General features: G+C 49.7%; 22 protein-coding genes. All 22 read left to right on the top strand.

What is annotated here, in order from left to right; translation table 11 throughout:
• The first annotated feature begins 7 nt into the window (after positions 1 to 7).
• Entirely contained in the window at positions 8 to 1,336 is a 1,329-nt protein-coding gene (gene sufD / locus NTV65_01135) for a Fe-S cluster assembly protein SufD (GenBank protein MCX6113806.1), read from the top strand.
• Positions 1,337 to 1,539: 203 nt separating this feature from the next.
• Positions 1,540 to 1,761, top strand: coding sequence for a preprotein translocase subunit SecE (secE, locus tag NTV65_01130; GenBank protein ID MCX6113805.1), 222 nt, complete (start codon positions 1,540 to 1,542; stop codon positions 1,759 to 1,761).
• Positions 1,762 to 1,805: 44 nt separating this feature from the next.
• Complete coding sequence (nusG, locus tag NTV65_01125; protein MCX6113804.1) at positions 1,806 to 2,357, top strand: transcription termination/antitermination protein NusG; 552 nt, start codon at positions 1,806 to 1,808, stop codon at positions 2,355 to 2,357.
• Positions 2,358 to 2,415: 58 nt separating this feature from the next.
• Entirely contained in the window at positions 2,416 to 2,841 is a 426-nt protein-coding gene (gene rplK, locus NTV65_01120; protein MCX6113803.1) for a 50S ribosomal protein L11, read from the top strand.
• Positions 2,842 to 3,003: 162 nt separating this feature from the next.
• Positions 3,004 to 3,705, top strand: coding sequence for a 50S ribosomal protein L1 (gene rplA, locus NTV65_01115; GenBank protein ID MCX6113802.1), 702 nt, complete (start codon positions 3,004 to 3,006; stop codon positions 3,703 to 3,705).
• A 26-nt stretch (positions 3,706 to 3,731) separates the two neighbouring features.
• Entirely contained in the window at positions 3,732 to 4,292 is a 561-nt protein-coding gene (gene rplJ, locus NTV65_01110; GenBank protein MCX6113801.1) for a 50S ribosomal protein L10, read from the top strand.
• Between the two features lie 64 nt (positions 4,293 to 4,356).
• Positions 4,357 to 4,749, top strand: a complete 393-nt coding sequence (gene rplL / locus NTV65_01105) for a 50S ribosomal protein L7/L12 (GenBank protein ID MCX6113800.1) — start codon at positions 4,357 to 4,359, stop codon at positions 4,747 to 4,749.
• Between the two features lie 430 nt (positions 4,750 to 5,179).
• Complete coding sequence (rpoB, locus tag NTV65_01100; GenBank protein ID MCX6113799.1) at positions 5,180 to 9,640, top strand: DNA-directed RNA polymerase subunit beta; 4,461 nt, start codon at positions 5,180 to 5,182, stop codon at positions 9,638 to 9,640.
• Between the two features lie 43 nt (positions 9,641 to 9,683).
• A complete protein-coding gene (rpoC, locus tag NTV65_01095; protein MCX6113798.1) occupies positions 9,684 to 13,811 on the top strand; it encodes a DNA-directed RNA polymerase subunit beta' in 4,128 nt (1,375 codons plus the stop codon).
• A 654-nt stretch (positions 13,812 to 14,465) separates the two neighbouring features.
• On the top strand, positions 14,466 to 14,837 hold the full coding sequence (gene rpsL, locus NTV65_01090; GenBank protein ID MCX6113797.1) for a 30S ribosomal protein S12: 372 nt from the start codon (positions 14,466 to 14,468) through the stop codon (positions 14,835 to 14,837).
• Positions 14,838 to 14,856: 19 nt separating this feature from the next.
• Positions 14,857 to 15,327 (top strand): 30S ribosomal protein S7, encoded by a 471-nt coding sequence (gene rpsG / locus NTV65_01085; GenBank protein MCX6113796.1) that lies wholly within the window; start codon positions 14,857 to 14,859, stop codon positions 15,325 to 15,327.
• Between the two features lie 52 nt (positions 15,328 to 15,379).
• Positions 15,380 to 17,473 (top strand): elongation factor G, encoded by a 2,094-nt coding sequence (gene fusA / locus NTV65_01080; protein MCX6113795.1) that lies wholly within the window; start codon positions 15,380 to 15,382, stop codon positions 17,471 to 17,473.
• A gap of 43 nt (positions 17,474 to 17,516) precedes the next feature.
• Positions 17,517 to 18,713, top strand: coding sequence for an elongation factor Tu (gene tuf, locus NTV65_01075; GenBank protein MCX6113794.1), 1,197 nt, complete (start codon positions 17,517 to 17,519; stop codon positions 18,711 to 18,713).
• A 119-nt stretch (positions 18,714 to 18,832) separates the two neighbouring features.
• A complete protein-coding gene (gene rpsJ, locus NTV65_01070) occupies positions 18,833 to 19,144 on the top strand; it encodes a 30S ribosomal protein S10 (GenBank protein ID MCX6113793.1) in 312 nt (103 codons plus the stop codon).
• Between the two features lie 36 nt (positions 19,145 to 19,180).
• A complete protein-coding gene (rplC, locus tag NTV65_01065; protein MCX6113792.1) occupies positions 19,181 to 19,843 on the top strand; it encodes a 50S ribosomal protein L3 in 663 nt (220 codons plus the stop codon).
• Between the two features lie 28 nt (positions 19,844 to 19,871).
• On the top strand, positions 19,872 to 20,534 hold the full coding sequence (gene rplD, locus NTV65_01060) for a 50S ribosomal protein L4 (protein ID MCX6113791.1): 663 nt from the start codon (positions 19,872 to 19,874) through the stop codon (positions 20,532 to 20,534).
• A gap of 18 nt (positions 20,535 to 20,552) precedes the next feature.
• Positions 20,553 to 20,876: a 50S ribosomal protein L23 gene (rplW, locus tag NTV65_01055; GenBank protein MCX6113790.1), complete on the top strand. Its 324-nt coding sequence runs from the start codon at positions 20,553 to 20,555 to the stop codon at positions 20,874 to 20,876.
• A 17-nt stretch (positions 20,877 to 20,893) separates the two neighbouring features.
• On the top strand, positions 20,894 to 21,718 hold the full coding sequence (gene rplB / locus NTV65_01050; GenBank protein MCX6113789.1) for a 50S ribosomal protein L2: 825 nt from the start codon (positions 20,894 to 20,896) through the stop codon (positions 21,716 to 21,718).
• Between the two features lie 13 nt (positions 21,719 to 21,731).
• Positions 21,732 to 22,004, top strand: a complete 273-nt coding sequence (gene rpsS, locus NTV65_01045) for a 30S ribosomal protein S19 (GenBank protein ID MCX6113788.1) — start codon at positions 21,732 to 21,734, stop codon at positions 22,002 to 22,004.
• Positions 22,005 to 22,052: 48 nt separating this feature from the next.
• A complete protein-coding gene (rplV, locus tag NTV65_01040) occupies positions 22,053 to 22,418 on the top strand; it encodes a 50S ribosomal protein L22 (GenBank protein ID MCX6113787.1) in 366 nt (121 codons plus the stop codon).
• Positions 22,419 to 22,442: 24 nt separating this feature from the next.
• The gene (gene rpsC, locus NTV65_01035) at positions 22,443 to 23,105 is read left to right on the top strand and encodes a 30S ribosomal protein S3 (GenBank protein MCX6113786.1); all 663 of its coding nucleotides are present in this window, start codon (positions 22,443 to 22,445) and stop codon (positions 23,103 to 23,105) included.
• 45 nt (positions 23,106 to 23,150) lie between these two features.
• The coding region (locus NTV65_01030; GenBank protein ID MCX6113785.1) for a 50S ribosomal protein L16 at positions 23,151 to 23,257 on the top strand (107 nt) is incomplete at its 3' end.

Here is a 23,257-nt window from a genome sequence, read left to right as displayed (position 1 = left end):
GCAATTCATGAACGTTACCGCTATAAAAACTCCGATCGTAGAGGCTCAATCACGTTGGGTAAATCTTGCCTTGCTCGAAGCTAAGGGGCGCCAAGCGGCCAAGCTCTCTGTTGCAGTACAGAAGATCGCCCAGGAGGCAGTTGTTGTATGGAATAAGGTGCTCTTTCCCTCACCCCGTATTGAGGCCTGGAAGTACACAAATCCGGCGGATATCGCAAACGGTAGCTTCTCTCTGCCGACAACAACCCCCGCTCTCTTCACACAGGAGCAGCTTGCGGCGTTTCAGATCCCTGGGCTTAAGAGCTATCAGATAGTGTTTGTAGATGGGGAGTTCTCAGCAACGTTGTCCTCAACAACAACTTTGCCGCAGGGTGTAACGGTAACGCGTATTCAATCAGGAGAGCCTGTAGCAGTTGGTGCGCTTGGTGCTCATACGCAGGAGGCATTTACGGCCCTTGCAACGGCTTTGCTTAATGATGGTATCTGTATCGGTGTGGCGCGTGGAGTGGCGGTAGAGATTCCATTTCATATTATTAATGTCGTAACCGCTGCTGCTGAATCAAAGGTTATAACGCCACGTTTGTTTCTTGATGCGCAGGAGTCGTCGCAGGTAACTGTCATCGAGTCGTTCGTTAGCAATGCTGCTAAGTGTTATCTCTCTCTACCGGTTGCGGAGATCAGGGCAGCGCAGGGAGCAGTTGTTGATTGCTACAAGTTTCAGGATGAATCTTTATCGGCCTATCAGATCTCTGACACAACGATAGAGCAGGGGCGCGATTCAACGGTTCGCACTCATATCATCTCGCTTGGTGGGGCAATGGTGCGTAATAACGTGAGCGTGCGTCTTAACGGTAGCGCAACTCAGGCGGTGCTGAATGGACTCTCAGTTCTTGCGAACAAACAGCACGTTGATAACTCGACTTTAATTCACCATATCGAGCCAGCTTCTGAAAGCAGGGAGCATTTTAAGGGGATCTACGCCGATCAGAGCCGCGGGGTTTTCTCAGGTACAATTACCGTGGACCAGATCGCACAAAAGACCAATGCTTTTCAGTCTAACCAGACGTTATTGCTCTCGCCAACAGCGAGCATCGAAACCCGCCCGCAGTTAAAGATCTGGGCCGATGATGTCAAATGCACCCACGGGGCAACCATAGGGCAGCTCGATGCGGAGGCTCTTTTTTACCTTCGCTCGCGTGGTATCGATCGCGAGACAGCCAGAAACTTCCTGGTACATGCCTTTGCCAGTGAGGTTTTAACGTCGGTGCGAATTCCAGCGCTTAGGGACTATATAGAGGGGGCGATATCTACTAAGTTAGAGGCCCTACAGGGATAGAAAGGAATGCGCGCCTGTTTGCTCGGCTACCTAATTTCTGATAGGGTCGGATTTTCGAACTCTGTGTTTGCAGCTAGTGAACGCAGGCAAGTGGATACTCGTTGCCATTACTGTCAGGTGCAGAGCCGGTTGCTAGTCAGCTAGGACTGCTTAGATGATGGGCTTCTTTTTGTGCAACGTATTGATCTAATTAAGGATTTAGCATGAGCGGAAAGGGCGCCGGGTCTTCGTCAGGTTCAATCATTGCGCGCAGTTCGGCGTATATCTCCGAGAGCGTTGGTGAGCTGAAGAAGGTTCACACTCCGACCCGTCAGGAAGCAACACGATTAACTGGGGTAGTTTTACTAATTATCGTATTTATTTCTATGTGTCTTTTCGTTATGGATCTCACGTTTAACTGGCTTATGACAGAGATAGTCGGCTAGACGAATAGTCGGTTTAGACAAGCAGTGGCTAGATAGGAAGCTTTATGGAAACGATCTCGACTGAACAGAAGTTAAATTGGTACGTCGTTCAGGCCTATGCAGGCTTTGAGATGAAGGCCAAGCAGGCCCTCGAGGAGAGGATCCGCTTGAACAAACTTACTCACCTCTTTGGGGAGGTTCACGTCCCGCAGGAGACCGTTGTGGAGCTGGTTAAGGGACAGAAGAGATCCTCCACCCGCAAATTCTTTCCAGGCTACATCCTTGTTCAGATGGTGTTGAACGAGGAGACGTGGCATTTAGTCAAAGAAACCCCCAAGATCAACGGCTTTGTAGGGGATGCCACTAGCCCGCAACCGATCTCAGAGGAGGAGGCTCAGCGCGTATTTAGCCAGGTTGAGGAGGGCGCTGCTTCGCCCCGGTCTAAGATGAACTTTGAGCAGGGTGATGCCGTAAAGGTTATAGACGGACCGTTTGCCGAGTTCAATGGAACTATCGAGGAGGTGCGGCCAGAGAAGGGCAAGGTCAAGGTGTTGATCAGCATCTTCGGTCGTGCTACTCCAGTTGAGCTCGATTTTATGCAAGTTGAAAAGTCCTAACGTCTTGTTAATATTAGGTAACCTTTAGTTTTAAGATTTAGTAGTTATAGGTGTTCAGATGGCAAAAGAGATTAGTACCCTTATTAAGTTGCAAGTTTCCGGTGGTCAGGCTAATCCAGCTCCTCCGATCGGGCCTGTTCTTGGTCAACATGGCGTTAATATCATGGAGTTCTGTAAGCAGTTTAATGCCAGAACTCAGAAGCAGCAGGGCGAGGTAGTCCCTGTTGTTATTACAGTTTTTAAGGACCGTTCATTTACCTTTGAGCTAAAGACTCCACCAGTTTCCTACCTGATTAAGAAGACCCTTAAGCTTGAGAAGGGCTCTGCTATTCCGAACAAGGATAAGGTAGGGCAGCTCACAAAGGCGCAGGTCTATGAGATTGCAAAGCAGAAGATGTCCGATCTGAACTGCTACGACGATGAGGCTGCATTCAAAATTGTAGCTGGAACTGCACGTAGTATGGGTGTTGATGTAATCAATTAGGGCTGGGGATATTGACTTATTGTGGGTAAATCCCTAATCTTTCGCCTCCTTTGATGGACTAAGCCCTTAAGGAACTGGGCGTAACACCCCGCAGGGCTCACCAAACAGGTGAGTCGGCATTATACAGAAAACAAATTTAGTTAAGTCTTTTAAGTTTTGGTTATGGCGCGTAGAAAAGAAGGCAAACGTATTAAAGCTCAGCGAACCAAGGTAGAGGCCGACAAGTTGTACAACTTGGAGGAAGCCTGCCAGGTAGTTGCCAGCACCGCTTCGGCTAAGTTCGATGAGACGGTCGATGTCGCTGTTCGCCTCGGAGTTGATCCTAAGAAGGCTGATCAGAACGTACGTGGCTCGATCTCTCTTCCACACGGACTTGGAAGGAACGTGCGCGTTCTGGTATTCGCAAAGGGCGAGAAGGCTAAGAATGCAACTGATGCTGGCGCGGACTTCGTTGGCGGTGATGATCTAGTAGAAAAGATCAAGGGCGGATTTTTTGACTTTGATAGCGTTATCGCAACACCTGACATGATGGCGCAGGTTGGTAAGGTCGGAAAGCTGCTTGGACCACGTGGTTTGATGCCATCACCTAAGATCGGCACCGTAACATTCGATATTTCAGAGACGGTAAAATCGGTCAAGGCTGGGCGCGCTGAGTATCGCGTTGATAAGGTTGGAGTCGTGCACGCCTCAGTAGGAAAGGCCTCCTTTGGTGGGGTAAAGATACTCGAGAACATTCAAGCGCTCTTCGGTGCGCTCAACAGATCAAAGCCATCGACGAGTAAGGGTGTATACATTCAGTCAGCTTCTATAGCCCTTACAATGGGGCCAGGGATAGCGGTAGATGTATCGGCGCTCAGGGCGTAATTGGTGGGGCATAAGGAGTTTTAGTCATGGAAAAAGCTGTAAAACTGGTTGAGCTTGAGAAGCTCGTAGACAATTTCACAAATGCCCAGGTGGCTATTTGCGCCGATTTCCGTGGACTTTCCGTTGCAAAGATGACGAATCTTCGCCGCGAGTTGCGCAAAGTTGGCGCAAACGGAAAGGTCGTTCGTAATACCTTAGCCCGCCTAGCCGTAGCTAAGGTTGAAGGAGGCCGAGCAGCTAAGCAGTCTGAGGTTGATAGATTCCTGGCAACTATCAACGGACCAACCCTGGTAATTACATCGGACAGTGATCCGATCGCACCGACTAAGGTGCTCGCAGGGTTTGCCAAGAGCAATGAACTATTTCGAGTGAAGGGGTGTTGGCTAGATGGTGCATACGTCGATGCTGCAGGGGTTGATTCGTTATCGAAGATGCCTGGCAGAAATGAGACGTTCGCTATGTTGCTGAACCTAATTTCCACACCTGCTACGCAATTGGTCCGAGTTCTCTCGGAGCCAGCGGGGCAGGTTGTTAGGTCAATTGAGGCCTATAGGAAGAAGCTCGGAGGGGATTCAGCTGCCGCATAATGAGGTAGTTGGATAAGGGTTGCTTAGTTAATTTTAGTTGTGTCGTTTGGAAAGGAGTAAAACCATGTCTGAAGCGTCTGGATCGTATACGTTCGACGGCGTTGTAGATTTCATCAAGGGTATGTCCCTGTTGGAGGCTGCAAAGATGGTAAAGAAGCTAGAAGAGGAGCTTGGCGTTAGTGCTGCGGCTCCCGTAGCAATGATGGCTACTGGGTCTGCTCCTGCAGCTGCTGCTGTAGAAGAGAAGACCGAGTTCACCATTATGCTTGATGAGACCGGTGCTGAGAAAGTTAAGGTGATTAAGGTTGTTCGCGAGATCACCGGACTTGGCCTTAAGGAGGCTAAAGACCTCGTTGACGCAGCTCCAAAGCTCGTCAAAGAGGGTGTTGCTAAGGCTGATGCTGAGGAGTTTCTTAAGAAGCTCAAGGAAGCTGGCGCCAAGGCTAGCCTCAAGTAAGCTCGCTTCTCAAGCTTTAACGGCGCTTTGAGAGAGATGTGAAAGCAGATCTCTTTAAGCGCCGGCCATGAGAACGCTAGGTCGGGGGAGGGTAACCTCTCCCGACCATGAAGTTAGCCTATCTCTCAAGGGCCCAACTTTTGGGTTGTGTCCTTGGGGGTGTATTGCTAGGTAGGAGCATCGGGATTGTCGATCATCAAGAAGAATTATATTGACCTTAAGTTAGCGAGAGCTCTACGCTTTTTGGTCATTGATTCTCTTGAGAATGAGACATTCCGGCTCATACCGTTTGTTGTCCTAAGCCATCAGTCGAGTTCCTTGCGGCAACTTGACCGATGCGAGGATGTATAGGCGTAATTGGCTCATTTGACACCCTCCTCACTATCGTGGAGGGTGCTATGAGCTTTTTGCCTTTAAAGTCACTTAACGTATGACATCAAAAATAAAGACCAACCTACGCCTCCGAAAAAGCTACTCAAAGATCGATGAGGTAGCTGAGATTCCAAATCTAATCGGGATTCAAAAAAGCTCCTACGAAAGATTTCTGCAGTCAAATATCGAACCGGAAAAGCGCGAGGAGGTAGGACTACAAAAGGTCTTCAAGTCTGTATTTCCGATCCGTGATTACAACAACACGGCCTCGCTTGAGTTTGTTTCATACAACCTAGGTACTCCAAAGTACGACGTTGACGAGTGTCGAGATCGTGGCATGACGTGGGCAGCTCCTCTGCGCGTAACAATTCAGCTCGTTCTATGGGACGTTAACCCAGAGACCGGCGCACGACATCTGAGCGCCCTTAAGGAGGACGTAGTATACTTCGGCGAGATCCCACTGATGACTGAGCGTGGGACGTTCATGGTTAACGGAACTGAGCGCGTTATCGTGAGCCAACTTCACCGTTCTCCAGGTGTGTTCTTTGATCACGATGATGGAAAGAGCCATGTATCAGGCAAGCTTCTCTACTCGTCGCGCATTATTCCGTACCGTGGTTCGTGGATCGACTATGAGTTCGATGTTAAGGACATCCTGCATGTTCGTATCGATCGCCGCCGTAAGTTGAACGTAACGGTACTGTTGCGCGCGCTGGGCATGACCTCGGATGATATCCTTTCTACTTACTACAAGACCGACACAGTAGTCTTCGGCAAGCGTGGGCTTGTTACGAAGGAGTTTAAATCTGATCAGCTTGAGGGACAGAAGTCCATTCGCGAAATTAAGCATGACGGAAAGGTTCTGGTTAAGCAGGGCGGTAAGTTCAATAAGGCTGTTATCCGACGCCTCAAGGAGGCGGGCACAACAGAGATAGAGATATCCCCAGAGGCAGTTGTTGGACTAGTTGCAGCCGAGACCGTGATTCAGGCGACAGACAACGTTGTCAATTCCAAGAGCGGTGAGGTCATTGCCGAGAAGGGTGAGGTGCTTGTTGGTTGGGATGTTATACGCGAGCGTGTTGGCGCAGCGGTACTCGATCTCGATGAGAAGGAGGCCAAGGAGATCTGTGGCCAGTTCGATATTATAGTTAATGCTGGTGATCAGCTTAAGGCGGATAAGGTTAACTCAAAGGGTGAGGTCGTTGAGAGGGGTGGTATTACGGCGCAGCGAGAGCTGGGTCTTGATCGAATCCGGGTGCTCTATGTAGATGACAATCATATCGGAGATGCGCTTTGGAAGACCCTCATATCTGATAAGATGGCTGGCGATTCTACGCTCTATTCACGCCTATCAGGTCGTCCAACGATCGACAGTCTGGTTGAAGTTTATCGTCGCTTGCGTCCTGGAGATCCTCCTCGTCCCGAGACGGCTCAGGCTACCTTTAAGAACCTCTTCTTTAACGCTGACCGTTATGACCTTTCCGACATCGGTCGCTATAAGATGAACCACAAGCTCTATCTTTCGCAGGGCCGTGAGGCTCCTCCGATGGATCAGGGGGTCTTGTCGCCTGAGGACATTAAAGAGACGGTTCGCTATCTTCTAGAGTTGCGAAACTCCTCGGATGCGCAGCGTTATTCGATTGATGATATCGATCACCTCGGCAACCGTCGCGTTCGCGCAGTTGGTGAGTTAATCGAGAATCAGTACCGGATTGGTCTCGTTCGTATGGAGCGTGCTGTTAAAGAGCGTATGGGTATGCAGGATATCGATACCCTCGTTCCACAGGACCTGATCAACTACAAGCCGGTGGCGGCAGTTGTTAAGGAGTTCTTCGGTTCGTCGCAGCTCTCGCAGTTTATGGATCAGACCAATCCGCTCTCAGAGATCACGCACAAGCGCCGTTTATCAGCGCTTGGACCAGGCGGACTTACCAGAGACCGTGCCGGTTTTGAGGTACGTGACGTTAACGCCACGCATTACGGACGTATCTGTCCGATTGAGACCCCTGAGGGTCCGAATATCGGTCTGATTGCATCGCTTGCTGTGTATGCTCGTGTCAATGAGTTCGGATTCGTCGAGACTCCGTACCGCGTTGTTGATAACAGCCACCGCGTGACTACGGATATCGTATATCTCTCAGCCCTTGAAGAGGAGAGGGAGACAATAGCCCCAGCTAGTATCGGAATCGACAAGAAGGGCAACCTTGTTGATGCAGCTATTCCAGTCAGAAGAAACGGGGAGTATCTACTTGTTCCACCTGCTGATGTTACTAAGCTTGATGTTAGTCCTAAGCAGATCGTGAGCGTGGCCGCATCCCTAATTCCGTTCCTAGAGAACGATGACGCGAACCGTGCATTGATGGGATCGAACATGCAGCGTCAGGCTGTACCGTGCTTGATTGCACAGGCTCCTTTGGTTGGAACCGGTATGGAGCACATCGTTGCTCGTGATTCCGGTGCGACTATCGTTGCTAAGCGTGCTGGTCAGGTGCTGTCGGTTGAGTCTGAGAGAATAGTAATCAAATCAGACACGATGAGCGATGATTCGCTCGATACTGGAGTTGATATCTACAAGTTGGTCAAGTATCGCCGCTCTAACCAGAATACATGTATTACGCAGCGCCCAATTGTAAGCGCTGGTGAGCGTGTTGCTGCTGGAGAGGTGGTAGCCGATGGTCCAAGTACGGATATGGCTGAGTTAGCGCTCGGTCAGAACTGCTTGGTCGCATTCATGCCATGGCACGGATATAACTTCGAGGACTCGGTCCTAATCAGCGAGAATCTGGTAAAGAACGACGTGTTCAGCTCGGTGCACATCGAGGAGTTTGAGTGTATCGCTCGTGATACCAAGCTCGGCAAAGAGGAGATTACACGCGACATTCCGAATGTCGGCGAAGAGGCTCTTAAGAACCTAGATGAATCGGGAATTATCCGTATCGGAGCAGAGGTCAAACCGGGGGATATCCTGGTTGGAAAGATCACTCCTAAGAGCGAGACCCAACTTAGCCCAGAGGAGAAGCTCCTGAGAGCTATCTTCGGCGAGAAGGCAGGTGAGGTCCGAGATAGCAGCTTGAAGCTCCCACCAGGAGTTGAGGGTACTATTATCTCAGCACAGATATTCTCCCGTAAGGGAACCGATAAGGACGAGCGTACGATTGAACTTGAGCTGCGCGACATTGCAGCTCTTGAACAGGATCAGCGCGACGAGGTTAACGTGCTACGTGATGCTGTTATGAAGGAGATCATTAAACTCCTCTCTGGCAAAACCACAACGGCGCGTCTCGTTGATGATAAACGTGCGCAACTCATTGCAAAAGATGAGGTTCTTAATGCCGAGCTTCTCAACTCTGTATCGTTTGAGTATCTGCGCGATATTCAGGTTGGTGATGAGGCTATTCAGGAGCAGATCAACAAGACTGTTGTTCGCACCGGTCAGCTAATCAACAATAAGCGCGCGCACTTGAATGAGAAGATCAAGCGCCTCAAGGAGGGTGACGAACTCGCGCCTGGTATCATCAAGATGGTGAAGGTATTTATCGCCAGCAAGAGGAAGATTCAGGTAGGAGATAAGATAGCGGGGCGTCACGGAAACAAGGGAGTCCTTTCACGGGTTCTTCCGCAAGAGGACATGCCGTATCTTGCAGATGGAACACCGGTCGACATGGTTTTAAACCCGCTCGGCGTACCATCCCGAATGAACGTAGGACAGATCCTTGAGACCCACCTTGGTTGGGCCTCATATATGCTGGGACGTCGCATTCGAGATCTAGTTGAGTCGATAGTTGATCCACTTACCGGTGTTAATCGAATAGATACAACTACAGAGAGTAAGAGTTCGGTCACTAAGAAGATTAGAGATATTCTTCTGACTGCCTACAAGGGTAGTGCACACACGGAGCTCATTGAGGGACTTTCGGACACGGATCTATTAGATCTAGCCCGTCGAGAGATGAGCGGTATCCGTGTGGCAACACCGGTGTTCGATGCAGCTCGTGAGAGCGACATCCAGGAACTTCTCCGCTTCTCGGGTGTTCCAGAGGATGGCAAGGTACAGTTGTACGATGGACGTACGGGTGAGGCCTTTGCAGAGAGGGGCACCGTTGGTGTTATGTATATCTTAAAACTTGACCACTTGGTTGACGATAAGATCCACGCCCGTTCGATCGGACCATACTCGTTAGTTACGCAGCAGCCACTTGGTGGTAAGGCGCAGTTCGGAGGACAGAGACTTGGAGAGATGGAGGTCTGGGCACTTGAGGCTTACGGAGCCGCCTATACCCTCCAGGAGTTCCTAACGGTTAAGTCTGATGACGTTGCCGGAAGGACTCGTATGTACGAGTCGATAGTCAAGGGTGAACACGTTCTTGAGCCGGGTCTCCCTGAGTCATTCAATGTAATGATGAAGGAGCTCCAAGCGCTCTGCCTAGATGTTGAGCTTGTTGAAGAGCAGCCAGCAGTCGAGGAAGAGGTAGCACCACAGGCGCTAGCTATAAACGGTTCGATCAGCGCTGCCGTCTAGTATTTAGACGGCAGCCGCCACTAGTTTCAATTGAGGGAGACACATGGACGACTTATTTAGTTTGTTTGAACGACCAAAGAATCCAATTAAGTTCAACGCAATGAAGATTGCGTTGGCGAGTCCAGAGAGGATTCGTGGTTGGTCATTTGGCGAGGTAACGAAGCCAGAGACCATTAACTACCGAACTCTTAAGCCAGAAAGGGACGGCCTTTTTTGCGCTAAGATATTCGGACCAGTTAAGGACTATGAGTGTATATGTGGTAAGTATAAGCGTCTCCGTCATCGTGGCGTGGTGTGCGAGAAGTGCGGTGTTGAGGTAATTCAGTCGAAGGTTCGACGTGAGCGTATGGGGCATATCGATCTGGCGTGTCCAGTTGCTCATATCTGGTTCCTCAAGAGCTTGCCGAGCCGTATCGGTAACATCCTCGACCTTACGTTGCGTGATCTCGAGAAGGTGCTCTACTTTGAGAGCTATATCGTTACCGATTCTGGCAAGACCAATCTAAAAATGGGCGAGTTACTCACTGAGCGTGAATTCCGTACGGCTCGTGAGGAGTTCGGCGCGGGCTTCGATGCCGGCATGGGTGCCGAGGCTGTATTGAGCCTGCTCAAGGCTATAGATGTTGACCCACTCTGCGCAGAGCTGCGTGAAGAGATCAAGGAGGTTACCTCCGAGGCTAAGAAGAAGAAGCTTTCTAAGCGTCTTAAGGTGCTGACATCATTCCAGCAGAGTAGCAACCGTCCTGAGTGGATGATCCTGACCGTAGTTCCGGTTATTCCACCGGATCTGCGTCCCCTTGTTCCGCTCGATGGTGGTCGTTTTGCTACCTCGGATCTGAACGATCTTTACCGTCGTGTGATAAATAGAAATAACCGTCTTAAGAGACTGCTTGAGCTCAATGCTCCAGATATTATCATCCGTAACGAGAAGCGTATGCTTCAAGAGTCGGTTGATGCGCTCTTTGATAACGGACGTCGTGGTAGAACTATCACCGGCCCGAACAAGCGTCCACTTAAGTCGTTGAGCGATATGCTCAAGGGAAAGGGTGGTCGTTTCCGTCAGAACCTGCTCGGTAAACGTGTCGACTATTCCGGTCGTTCGGTAATCGTGGTTGGTCCTGAGCTACGGTTGCACCAGTGCGGTCTTCCTAAGAAGATGGCTCTAGAGCTCTTTAAGCCCTTTATCTACAACAAGCTCGAAGAGCGTGGTTATGTAACTACGATCAAGAGCGCCAAGAAGATGGTTGAAAAAGAGAAGCCGGTTGTTTGGGATATCCTCGATGAGGTTATCCGTGAGCATCCTGTTCTTTTGAACCGAGCTCCAACGCTCCACCGTCTTGGTATTCAGGCCTTTGAGCCTATACTAATAGAAGGAAAGGCTATTCAACTTCACCCCCTTGTTTGTACGGCGTTTAACGCCGACTTCGACGGTGACCAGATGGCCGTTCACGTTCCGCTCTCTGTAGAGGCTCAGGTTGAGTCTCGCGTGCTTATGATGTCTACCAATAACATCCTAAGTCCAGCGAACGGAAAACCGATTATAGTGCCCTCGCAGGACATCGTTCTTGGGCTTTACTATATGACTAGGGAGCGCCCCTTTGCTCTAGGAGAGAATAAAGTTTACTCGAACACTGATGAAGTATGGTTGGCTTGGCAGTCAGGCGAGACCCATCTTCAGGCCAAGATTCGGTGCAGGATTGATGGCGAGCTCATTGCGACAACCGTAGGTCGTTCGTTGCTTTATCATCTCTGCCCTAGAGTTCTCCCGTTCTCGAACTTTAATAAGGTCATGAAGAAGAAGGAGATATCGCAGCTTATTGATGAGTGTTTCCGTATTGCTGGTAATAAGGCGACCGTGTTGTTGGCTGATAAGCTCAAGGATAACGGTTATTACTTCGCTACTATTTCGGGAATCTCTATCGGTGTTCAGGACATGGTGATACCGGAAGGTAAGAAGCCACTTCTCAGAGACGCTGATTCAAAGGTTGCTGAGATCGACAACCAGTATCGTGAAGGTCTTGTTACCTCTGGAGAGCGCTATAACAAGGTTATCGACATCTGGTCAGATGTTGGTGACAGAATAGCTGAAGACATGATGGCGACCATCTCGTCGACAGAGTTTAAGAGCGAGTCTGGTGAGATCAAGCGTGGACCATCATTCAATCCGATCTTTATCATGGCCGATTCAGGTGCGCGTGGTTCCAGTCAGCAGATTCGTCAGCTGGGTGGAATGCGGGGTCTGATGGCTAAGCCGGACGGATCTATCATTGAGCAGCCGATTAAGGCCAATCTCAGAGAGGGACTGACCGTTCTTCAGTACTTCGTATCAACGCACGGAGCTCGTAAGGGTCTGGCGGATACGGCGCTAAAGACAGCGAGTTCAGGGTACCTTACACGTAAGTTAGTAGATGTCGCTCAAGACAGTATTATTTCTCAGGTAGACTGCGGAACGGTAGAGGCTCTTGAGATCTCAGCCCTTATTGAGGGTGGAGAGGAGATCGAGTCGTTGTCGAATCGCATCCTTGGGCGTGTAGCCGCAGAGGATGTGCGTGATCCAGTTACGAACGACATCCTTGTCGGGCGTAACCAGCAGATCGATGAGGACTTGGCAGCCAAGATCTCGGCAGCTGGGCTCGATACGATACTTATTCGATCCGTGCTAACCTGTGAGGCTACGCGTGGAGTGTGCGCGTTGTGTTACGGTCGTGATCTTGCACGCGGACATCTCGTAAACATCGGAGAGGCTGTTGGAGTTATTGCAGCTCAATCGATCGGAGAGCCTGGAACGCAGCTCACCATGAGAACGTTCCATATCGGAGGTGCTGCGCTTGGACGAGCGGAGTCTACTTCACTTGAGTCGCGTTATGCTGGAAAGGTTAAGCTTGAGGGAGCTCGATTAGCTCGCCGTCGTGACGGAACATCCGTTGTAATGAGCCGCAAGACCGAGATAGTCATCATTGATGATACTGATAGCCGTGAGCGTGAGCGTCACCAGCTTGTATACGGAGCTCGTCTGCGTGTAGAGGATGGGCAGGAAGTTAAGGCCGGCGCGCTCTTGAGCGAATGGGATCCCTTTACGATTCCTATCTTGAGCGAGCTTGCAGGGCGCGTTGAGTGGGTTGATGTAAGCGAGTATACGATGGAGGAGCGCACAGATGAGCGCACCGGATTCGTAGAGCGTGAAATAGTTCAGGCTAAGGACAAGAGCAGCGATCTCCGTCCACGTCTAGTGATCCACGGCGAGAGCGGTGACACTCGTGTGTACAACTTGCCGGTAGGTATTCGTCTAGTTGTCGAGCACAACTCAGACATCGACGCCGGTGACGTTATCGCGAAGAGAGAGCGTGCTACGACGAAGACCAAGGATATTACTGGTGGTCTTCCACGAGTAGTAGAGCTGCTTGAGGCCCGTAAGCCGAAGGATCCAGCAGTTGTCAGCGATGTCGATGGCATTGTTGACTTCGGAGAGGATTCTCGCGGTAAGCGTAAGATCGTTCTTACTCCTGATTTCGGAGAGGCGCGTGAGTACCTTGTTGCCAAGACCAAGCATATCTCTGTACAGAAGGGAGATCGTGTTAAGGCTGGTGAGGTTCTTACCGACGGAGCGGTTAATCCGCACGACATCCTTCGGATCGAAGGTGTTAAGCCGTTGGCTGGCTACCTAGTAAACGAAGTACAGGAGATTTACCGTCTGCAGGGCGTGCGCATCAATGATAAGCACATTGAGGTTATCGTTCGTCAGATGCTTAGAAGGGTCAAGATAAGCGAGTTTGGAGATAGTAGGTTCCTTATTGGTGACAATATTGATCGTCTGAGAGTGCTCGAAGAGAATCAAAGGGTAGTTGCTAAAGGTGGCCAGCCGGCCAACTATGAGCCGTTGCTCCTTGGTATCACTAAGGCAGCGCTTTCGACCGATTCGTTTATCTCGGCAGCTAGCTTCCAGGAGACCACTAAGGTGCTTACAGAGGCCGCTGTATCCGGTAGGGTCGATTATCTGCGTGGTCTAAAGGAGAACGTTATCATGGGTCGGCTGATTCCAGCAGGTTCAGGGGTATCGATTTACCACACTAGGCAGGTTCTGGTTGAGGGCGAAGAGCTCGAGACCAAGAAGCAGCAGGAGAGCTACAGGGTTGGACCGAGCTCACTTGAGAGTCTACAGGGACTTTTCTAAGAAGAGGGCCAGATTCTGGAAGGAGGGGCGTATCTCTTAAATGAGGTGCGCCCCTTCTTTATTGGCAGCGGAATCATCTGTTTAACCAGCAACAAGCTTATACTGGTGTGAATAGCAAACTCAGGGGGGCATTTAAGGGCCCAAACCTTGACTCACTATAGGGTGCATGATACTTACGTCGAGCAACGAGTTTTCGCCGTTGTTTCCGTTTGCGTAACCTGCTCAAATCAGGCTGCCAAGTGGATGCGCTGTAGTTCGTTAAGGGCAGTTTCTTAATGGTTTACGGAAGATGCGCTACCGTTCCCGATCGGTATCATCTTTGCGGAAGAGTTGTCAGAAGGGTCGAGTCTCTGCACCTAGCTTTTACGCTCGGTGCGGTGTGTCGGCAAAACCATTCTGATCGGGGAAAAACATAGAAAGTTACATTATTAGGTGCGATATATTTTCGCTTTTAGCGTGAATATCGAGTTACTTCTACCCCTTTAAGGGCTAGAGGTATTTGAATTCCGCGCGAAATATGGTACTCACTGCGCCTCGCATTAAACACCTGTTAATACGGGTGTGCAGCTTCTCTGAAAAGGGTAGTTGCGGGCGTGGAAGTGTATTCAGTTATTAGCGATTATTATTCGATCAAGTTAAGAGGCAAGGCTGCAAATGCCAACGATTAATCAGTTAGTTCGAAATCGACGTCGCCAGAAGCGAGCCAAGAGCAAGTCTCCAGCGCTCGTACGTTGCCCACAGAAGCGTGGAGTATGCACCCGTGTTTATACTCAGACACCAAAGAAGCCTAACTCAGCGCTTCGTAAGGTTGCTCGTGTGCGTTTGACAACCGGCATGGAGGTAACAAGTTACATCCCCGGAGTCGGACATAATCTTCAGGAGCACTCAGTAGTTCTTATCCGCGGAGGTCGTGTAAAGGATCTTCCTGGAGTTCGTTACCATATCGTGCGCGGCAAGTTAGAGGCGCATGGTGTTGCGGACAGAAAGCAGAGCCGTTCTAAATATGGCGCCAAGAGGCCTAAGTAAGTTTTCGTAAGAGGATGCTATGTCACGAAAAAAGCGCGATTATAAGCGACATGTTCAGGTAGACCCACGGTTTGGCGATCAAGTTGTTGGCAAAGCCATAAACATAATTATGGATAGTGGCAAGAAGGCTACCGCGGAAAAGGCGCTCTACCTAGCTCTTGATCAGATCGCAAAGAAGACCGGCGCAGATGCAATAGAGGGCTTCCATAAGGCGCTCAATAACATGAAGCCATCGGTAGAGGTTCGTTCGCGCCGAGTTGGCGGAGCAACCTATCAGATTCCAACAGAGGTTCGTGCAGAGCGTGCACAGTCGCTTGCTTTGCGTTGGTTGAAAGAGGCTGCTGCTGGGCGGAGTGAGCGCACTTTGGCCGATCGCCTCGCAAACGAGCTACTCGACGCGACTCAGAATCGTGGTGCAGCTGTAAAGAAGCGTGAAGATTCTCACCGCATGGCGGATGCTAACAAGGCATTTGCGCACTTTAAATGGTAATAAACGTAGCATAGATTCCCGTAGATAGATGTCCGACTAGGAGAGATTAATCGTGGTTAAGAGAGATTTAAATAGGGTTCGTAACATAGGCATCATGGCCCACATTGATGCTGGCAAAACCACGACCACGGAACGTATTCTGTTCTACACAGGAATTAACTATAAGATCGGTGAAGTGCACGAAGGCGCTGCTACCATGGATTACATGGAGCTTGAGCAGGAGCGGGGAATTACCATCACCTCTGCTGCAACGACATGTTCATGGAAGGGCTCGAATGAGGACCTGCCAGAACATCAGATCAATATCATCGATACCCCTGGTCACGTAGACTTTACGATTGAAGTAGAGCGCAGCTTACGCGTACTAGATGGTGCTGTTGCTGTATTTGATGCAGTGAGCGGTGTTGAGCCACAGTCAGAGACAGTATGGCGCCAGGCTAACAAGTTTAATGTGCCACGCTTCTGCTTTATCAATAAGATGGATCGTACCGGCTCTAATTTTGCAGGTACTATAGCTTCTATCCGTCAGAAGCTTGGTGCAAAGGGTGTTCCAATTCAGATCCCTATAGGAGCTGAGAGTGATTTCCTTGGTGTCATTGATCTTGTTAAGATGCAGGCCATCCTTTACAAGGATGAGGCTAAGGGCGCTAAGTTTGAAGTTACAGACATTCCAGAGGAGCTCAGGGCCGAGGCGAACAAGGCGCGCGATTATCTAATCGAGTCCGTAGCTGAGGTAGATGATGTTTTAATGGAGAAATATCTTGCTGGCGAGGAGTTCAGCGAGGCTGAGCTTAAGGCTGGTATCCGTAAGGGTACTATCAAGATGGAATTCTTTCCTGTTCTTTGTGGCAGCGCATTTAAAAACAAGGGTGTTCAGCCATTACTTGATGCTGTGATAGATTATCTCCCTAGCCCGCTTGATGTGCCATGTGTAAAGGGCACCGATCCAACAAAGAAAGAAGTGGTAGAGATTGAGCGTCAGACAGAAGCAGATGCGCCGATGAGTGCCCTGGCATTTAAGATCATCACCGATCCGTTTGTAGGAGTTCTAACGTTCTTCCGCGTATACTCGGGTACGGTAAAGGCAGGAACCTTTGTTCTTAACTCAACTCGTGACAAAAAAGAGCGTATCGGACGAGTAGTTCGTATCCATGCTGACAAGCGAGAGGAGGTTCAGGAGGTGAGCGCTGGGGATATAGGCGCAGCGGTAGGTCTTAAGGAGACCATCACCGGAGATACGTTGTGTGACATCGATAATCCGATCGTGCTTGAGAGTATCTACGCACCAGCACCTGTTATCAGCATAGCAATTGAGCCAAAGACCAAGGCCGATGAGCAGAAGATGGGACTTTCTCTGATGAAGTTAGCCAAAGAGGACCCCTCCCTTAAGGTCAGTGTTGATAAGGAATCAGGGCAGACCCTGATCGCCGGAATGGGAGAGCTTCATCTCGATATTATAAAGCAGCGACTCTTTCGAGAGTTTGCTGTTGATACGACCGTAGGTAAGCCACAGGTAGCATACCGCGAGACGATCGTGTCCAAAGCTGAGGCTGAGTATAAGCACGCTAAGCAGACAGGTGGTCGTGGGCAGTTTGGTCACGTATTTCTGCGAGTTGAGCCGCTTGTTGCAGGTAGTGGCATAGAGTTTGTTGATGAGGTTAAGGGCGGAATAATCCCGAAAGAGTACATACCAGCAATTGAGAAGGGAGTCGTTGAGGCCCTCGAAGGGGGAATTCTAGCGGGTTTTCCAGTGATTGATATGCGGGTAACGCTCTATTACGGAAGTTTCCACGAGGTTGACTCAAGCGAAATAGCCTTCAAGATAGCTGGCTCAATGTGTGTGAAAGAAGCATGCAGGAAAGCAAAAATTGCTCTGCTTGAGCCGGTCATGGCGGTTGAGGTTATATGCCCAGATGATTTCATCAGCAATATAGTTGGTGACCTGAACCGACGACGTGCCAGAATTCTTGGTATGGATCCGAAAGCTGGCGCCCAAACGGTAAAATGTGAAGTGCCGCTGGCAGAGATGTTTGGTTATTCAACGGATCTGCGTTCAAACTCGCAAGGGCGAGCCAACTTCACTATGGAGTATCATCATTATGCGCCAGTGCCTACGCATGTCGCAGAAAGTATGGTAAATAAATAATGTTTTTTAATCGTGTCTTGATTAACTAAAACGGGAGAGAAGCATGTCAAACAAGAAATTTGATAGAAACAAGCCGCACGTTAACGTCGGTACTATCGGCCACGTAGATCATGGTAAGACCACTACTACAGCAGCACTCGTTGCAGTGCAGGCTGCCAAGGGTCTTGCTACAGTCAAGTCGTACAAGGACATCGCCAAGGGCGGTACAGTTCGTGACGACAGCAAGACTGTAACAATCGCCAGTGCACACGTTGAGTACGAGACGAAGAATCGTCACTACGCTCACGTAGATTGCCCAGGCCACGCTGACTACGTTAAGAACATGATTACAGGTGCCGCTCAAATGGACGGCGCTATCCTAGTTGTAAGCGCTTCTGATGGTCCAATGCCTCAGACTCGTGAGCATATCTTGCTTGCTCGTCAGGTAGGCGTGCCAAAGATCGTTGTGTTCCTTAATAAGGTAGACACGGTTGATGATGCTGAGCTGATTGACTTGGTTGAGATGGAGGTTCGTGATCTTCTAGCTGAGTACGATTATCCAGGTGCAGAGACTCCGATTATTCGTGGTAGCGCTCTTAAGGCTATGCAGGGAGAGGCTAGTGATATCGGCGTAGGTGCTTTTGATAAGCTCCTTGCAACGATTGACGAGTACATCCCAGTTCCAATGCGTGAGATCGACAAGCCGTTCCTTATGCCAGTTGAGGACGTGTTCTCAATCGCAGGACGTGGAACTGTAGCTACGGGCCGTATTGAGCGTGGTCGAATTAAGGTTGGTGAGGAAGTTGAGATCGTTGGTCTCCGCGACACAGCCAAAACAATTGTAACCGGCGTCGAGATGTTTAAAAAGCTCCTTGATGAGGGACAGGCTGGCGATAACGTAGGATGTCTCCTGCGTGGTCTTAAGCGTGACGATGTAGAGCGTGGACAGATCCTCTGTCTGCCTGGCAGCGTTAAGGCGCACAAGAAATTTAAGGCAGAGGCCTACATCCTTAAGAAGGAAGAGGGCGGACGTCATAAACCGTTTTTCAGTGGATACCGTCCACAGTTTTTCTTTAGAACAACTGATGTGACCGGTTCGATTAAGCTACCAGAGGGTGTTGAGATGGCTATGCCAGGCGATCACATCAATCTGGATGTAGAGCTTTATCAATCGATCGGTATCGAGAAGACCCTTCGTTTCGCTATCCGTGAGGGTGGTAAGACAGTAGGTTCTGGGGTTGTAACTGAGATTACTGAGTAGTCTCGGATTGTAGGGGCGGATCAAATCGATCCGCCTCTACAATATGAAGAAATACAAGGTTTGTAAGGTTTTAGGCTCAATAGAGTTTCTAAACGTGAAAGTGTGAGGATAAAGCCATGATTGGCGGGCAGTTAATTAGAGTTCGACTTAAGGGATACGACCACAAGCTATTAGATTCAGCTGTGGGCGAGATCGTTCAGACCGTGCGTCGTACAGGCGGGCGTGTAGCTGGTCCGATTCCTCTTCCAACACGAATTGAGAAGTTTACGGTGAATCGATCTCCGTTCGTTGACAAGAAGTCGCGAGAGCAGTTCGAAATTCGTACGCACAAGCGTCTTTTAGACATATTAGAGCCAACTCAGCAGACCATTGATGAGTTGGGCAAGCTAGAGCTATCAACTGGAATAGATGTTGAAATTAAGCTTCAGTAAGCGATTTGAAAAAGATTTAACGAGGGGGACCTCTTCATGACTTCGTCGAAAAATTACCCAGAGGGCCTGTTAGGCAAGAAGCTAGGAATGACACAGCTCTTCACACCAGAGGGCCAGAGCATTCCAGTGACTATCATTCAGGCCGGGCCATGCTTCGTCCTTGATGTTCGCGGCCTTGATGTACATGGCTATAACGCGGTGCAGTTCGGTTTTGAGCCGAAAAAGCTGCAGCGCTGTACAAAAGCTGAGCAGGGACAATTCAAGAAGGCTAGCCAGGGCGCTTTCTACCACGTCAAGGAGGTTCGCTGTGATGCGCAGAGCCTTGGTTGGGCAGAGGTTGGTAAAGAGATCACAGTTGGTGATGTATTTAAGGACGGCGAGGTAGTCGACGTTTCCGGTGTTTCAATCGGACGCGGCTTTCAGGGAGTTGTTCGTCGTCATGGTATGAAAGGTCAGCCGATGACCCGTGGTACGCATGAGGTTCGAAGACACGTTGGATCTATCGGATGTCGTAAATTCCCAGGTCGAGTATTCAAGAATCAACGTATGCCGGGACGTATGGGTGGTGAGAGTGTTACCGTCCAGAACCTGACAGTTATTGGCGTTCGTCCAGAGGAGAACATTTTGCTCGTTAAGGGCGGAATTCCTGGGGCACGGGGTAGCCTGGTTGTTATTCGCAAAGCGGTTAAACAGGGCTAGTCCTGGAAGGTGAGGGAGGTATTAAACAATGGCTTCTGAAGTATTGAGCGCAAAATTATTTGATGCTGCTGGAAATGAGAAGGGTGTAGTCCCTCTTATGGCAGCTGTATTCAAGACAGTTATCAAGGCAGAGCTGATTCACGGCGTTGTTCGTTGGCAGAGGGCAAAGAGTCGATCTGGAACGCATGATGTTTTGACTCGTAGTGAGATGAGAGGCACCAGAAAGAAGCCTTTCAAGCAGAAGGGCACCGGTGGTGCACGAGCAGGATCTAGTAAGTCGCCGATATGGGTCGGTGGAGCTGTTGTTCATGGACCAACTCCTCGCAGTTATGAGTTTAGCCTCTCAAAGAAGATGAGAAAGGGTGCTCTTGTTTCAGCGCTAACTGTGAAGAGTTCACAGGAAAGCTTCATGGTTCTAGAGGGAATGGGTCATGCTACTGGTAAGACCAGTGATGCAGTTGCATTCCTTAAGAGCGCGGGTCTGACAGACCAGAAGGTTCTTATTATTGTTCCGACTGGAGCATCTGAAGAGCGCGCTAAGTTTAGTCTTGGACTTCGAAACATCACTGGTGTAACGGTATTGCCGGTAACAGGTGTTAATGTGTACGACCTTATCAATAGCAACAAGGTTCTTTGTGTGCGGACAGCGCTCAAGGAGCTTGAGGTGCGGGTTGGAGGCTCGGCTGAGTAATATCAGTAGGAAGGATTTATGATAAAGAAGAATAAAGTTTCTGCCAAAGTGAAAGTAAGCGACTACGCAGTTCTGCTCTCTCCGGTGATAACCGAGAAGAGCGCAATGGTGGGCGCAACTGGACAGACTGTAACACTAAAAGTCGATCCGCGTGCATCGAAAGATGAGATTCGCGGCGCGATTGAGCGAGTGTTCTCGGTTAAGGTAGATGGCGTTCGTACCTGTCGTTTTATCGGCAAGACGAAGCGTACAATGAAGGGGGTCGGTAAGCGGGCTGGTTATAAGAAGGCATATGTAACCCTCGCCGCAGGAAGCAAGATCGATCTCGTTGAGGGCTTGTAATCAATTTAAGGTAACCCATGGCTGTTAAAACGTTCAGACCATTTACACCGACTCGCCGTTATTTAACGGTCGCTGATTTTTCTGAGATTACGACAAGTCGCCCTGAGAAGAGCTTACTTGCGAAACACAGCGAAACCGGCGGACGTAATAATTACGGGCGTAGTACGAACATCAACAAAGGTGGTGGACACAAGCGACGTTATCGTATTATAGATTTCCGCCGCGACAAGCTCGGAATTAAGGGCACAGTTGCGACGATCGAGTACGATCCGAACAGGACATCACGCATCGCGCTTATTTCGTACGTGGATGGTGAGAAACGGTATATTATCGCTCCTCAGGGTCTCTTGGTTGGGCAGGTGATTAGCGCCGGTCCAGATGCTGAAATTAAGCCTGGTAACGCCTTGCCACTAAGATCTATTCCGCTCGGAGAGAACGTTCATAATATTGAACTTAAGAAGAACGGTGGAGCTCAGCTTGTTCGTTCAGCCGGTGGAGCTGCGCAGCTAGTTGCCAAAGAGGGTAATTATGCAAGTGTGCGACTTCCTTCAGGCGAAACTCGTAGGATATCACTGGAGTGTTATGCCTCGATCGGTTCAGTTGGAAATGCTGACCATCAGAACTTGGTCATCGGCAAGGCAGGCCGTAGTCGTTGGCTTGGCATACGTCCACATAATCGTGGCGTAACAAAGAATCCAGTGGATCATCCAATGGGAGGAGGAGAGGGAAAGAGCGCCGGAGGGCGTCATCCTTGTTCACCGAGTGGTCTCTTAGCGAAGGGGCTTAGAACCCGTTCGAATAAGCGTACTCAGAAATTTATTATTCGTAGACGTAGTAAGTAGGTAGGGTGCAGATATGGCTCGTTCGGTAAAAAAAGGACCTGTTTTAGATAAAAGCTTGTTGAAGTGGATCGACAGGGCGAGATCTGGTGCTCATAAGGGCCCAATCAAGACCTGGTCGAGGCGCTCAACCATCACGCCGGATATGATCGGTTTGACTTTCGCTGTGCACAACGGACGCAAGTTTAATCCGGTATTCGTAACTGAGAATATGGTAGGTCATAAGTTGGGAGAGTTCTCACCAACTCGTACTTACCATGGACACTCAATCAAATCTGCGGGTGCGTAACGAAGGATTACTAGGGCTATATAGCCTGAAGAAGTAGGGGTTGCGATTATGACAAATAAAAAAAAGAAGCAAAGCGGGGTTGAGGTGGCTCGAGCTACTGTTCAGGACATAGGCATGTCCCCTCGTAAGGCTAGACTCGTGATTGATCTGATCCGTGGCAAGCAGGTGGAGCCAGCGTTTCAGATATTGCGTTTCTCGAACAAGAAAGGCGCTAGATTCGCATGCAAGCTGCTTGAGTCAGCTGTATCGAACGCTCGTGAAGGTGCGCGTGCAGATATTGATCGTCTCTGGATAACACGGGGCTGGGTTGATGCTGGCCGCACACTAAAGCGTTCTATGCCAGCGGCACAAGGACGCGCTGTACCGATTCGCAAGCGTTCGGCGCACATGACGATTATTCTGGGCGAAAAATAAAGATTTAGGAATGGAGCGCTAGATATGGGACAGAAAGTTAACCCACGAGGATTTAGAATTGGAATTACTGAGGGCTGGCAGTCTAAGTGGTTTGCCGGAAAGGAGTTCGCTCGTTTCATCGGTGAGGATGTTAAGATTCGCCGATTTGTTAAGAGCAAGCTGCAAGCAGCTGGCATAGCTCGCGTCGAGATTGAGCGCGCGGCAGCTCGTGTTAAGATCAATATTCATACCGCCAAGCCCGGTCTTGTGATCGGAAAGAAGGGAAAGGATATTGAGGATCTTCGCAAGGAGCTCAAGTCACTCGTTTCACGTGATGTTACACTTAGTATCATCGAGGCGCGCAAGCCAGATATGGATGCGCAGTTAGTTGCTGAGGGTATCGCGTTTCAATTGCAGAGGCGTGTTAATTTTCGCCGCGCTATGAAAGAAGCCGTTAGTCGCGCACAACGTGCTGGCGCAGAGGGTATTAAGATTCGTGTATCTGGGCGCTTGAATGGTGCCGAGATCGCTCGAACTGAGTCGACCCGCGATGGACGAGTTCCTCTTCATACGCTCCGAGCTGATATCGACTATGGTACCGCTGAGGCAAGTACGACCTACGGCATTATCGGGATTAAGGTTTGGGTATTTAAGGGTGAAAAGTTCGCTCCAGGTGAGGAAGCGACGGCAGAGGCGATTAACCTGTAAAGGAAGATAGTCTTTCTGCGCCAAGTATTTTTGTTGGAGTAATTTATGTTGCAGCCAAAGAAGCCACGTTATCGAAAGCAGATGAAGCTTTACCGACATCTGAAGATTAAAGAGACGCGTGGCTGCAAGCTAGAGTTTGGAGAGTACGGTTT

Source organism: Pseudomonadota bacterium (assembly GCA_026390555.1).
Lineage (GTDB): Bacteria > Bdellovibrionota_C > UBA2361 > UBA2361 > OMII01 > OMII01.
The sequence above is the reverse complement of the archived record's forward strand: the minus strand, read 5'-3'. Positions and strand labels throughout refer to the sequence as shown.

What these genes read in the sequence shown, in the direction of transcription:
- rpoB (MCX6113799.1), top strand. Translation starts at nt 5,180, where the DNA reads ATGACATCAAAAATAAAGACCAACCTACGCCTCCGAAAAAGCTACTCA.
- rpsL (MCX6113797.1), top strand. Translation starts at nt 14,466, where the DNA reads ATGCCAACGATTAATCAGTTAGTTCGAAATCGACGTCGCCAGAAGCGA.
- rpoC (MCX6113798.1), top strand. Translation starts at nt 9,684, where the DNA reads ATGGACGACTTATTTAGTTTGTTTGAACGACCAAAGAATCCAATTAAG.
- rplV (MCX6113787.1), top strand. Translation starts at nt 22,053, where the DNA reads ATGACAAATAAAAAAAAGAAGCAAAGCGGGGTTGAGGTGGCTCGAGCT.
- nusG (MCX6113804.1), top strand. Translation starts at nt 1,806, where the DNA reads ATGGAAACGATCTCGACTGAACAGAAGTTAAATTGGTACGTCGTTCAG.
- secE (MCX6113805.1), top strand. Translation starts at nt 1,540, where the DNA reads ATGAGCGGAAAGGGCGCCGGGTCTTCGTCAGGTTCAATCATTGCGCGC.
- rplA (MCX6113802.1), top strand. Translation starts at nt 3,004, where the DNA reads ATGGCGCGTAGAAAAGAAGGCAAACGTATTAAAGCTCAGCGAACCAAG.
- rpsG (MCX6113796.1), top strand. Translation starts at nt 14,857, where the DNA reads ATGTCACGAAAAAAGCGCGATTATAAGCGACATGTTCAGGTAGACCCA.
- rplB (MCX6113789.1), top strand. Translation starts at nt 20,894, where the DNA reads ATGGCTGTTAAAACGTTCAGACCATTTACACCGACTCGCCGTTATTTA.
- rplJ (MCX6113801.1), top strand. Translation starts at nt 3,732, where the DNA reads ATGGAAAAAGCTGTAAAACTGGTTGAGCTTGAGAAGCTCGTAGACAAT.
- rpsC (MCX6113786.1), top strand. Translation starts at nt 22,443, where the DNA reads ATGGGACAGAAAGTTAACCCACGAGGATTTAGAATTGGAATTACTGAG.
- tuf (MCX6113794.1), top strand. Translation starts at nt 17,517, where the DNA reads ATGTCAAACAAGAAATTTGATAGAAACAAGCCGCACGTTAACGTCGGT.
- rplK (MCX6113803.1), top strand. Translation starts at nt 2,416, where the DNA reads ATGGCAAAAGAGATTAGTACCCTTATTAAGTTGCAAGTTTCCGGTGGT.
- rplW (MCX6113790.1), top strand. Translation starts at nt 20,553, where the DNA reads ATGATAAAGAAGAATAAAGTTTCTGCCAAAGTGAAAGTAAGCGACTAC.
- rplL (MCX6113800.1), top strand. Translation starts at nt 4,357, where the DNA reads ATGTCTGAAGCGTCTGGATCGTATACGTTCGACGGCGTTGTAGATTTC.
- rplD (MCX6113791.1), top strand. Translation starts at nt 19,872, where the DNA reads ATGGCTTCTGAAGTATTGAGCGCAAAATTATTTGATGCTGCTGGAAAT.
- rpsS (MCX6113788.1), top strand. Translation starts at nt 21,732, where the DNA reads ATGGCTCGTTCGGTAAAAAAAGGACCTGTTTTAGATAAAAGCTTGTTG.
- sufD (MCX6113806.1), top strand. Translation starts at nt 8, where the DNA reads ATGAACGTTACCGCTATAAAAACTCCGATCGTAGAGGCTCAATCACGT.
- rplC (MCX6113792.1), top strand. Translation starts at nt 19,181, where the DNA reads ATGACTTCGTCGAAAAATTACCCAGAGGGCCTGTTAGGCAAGAAGCTA.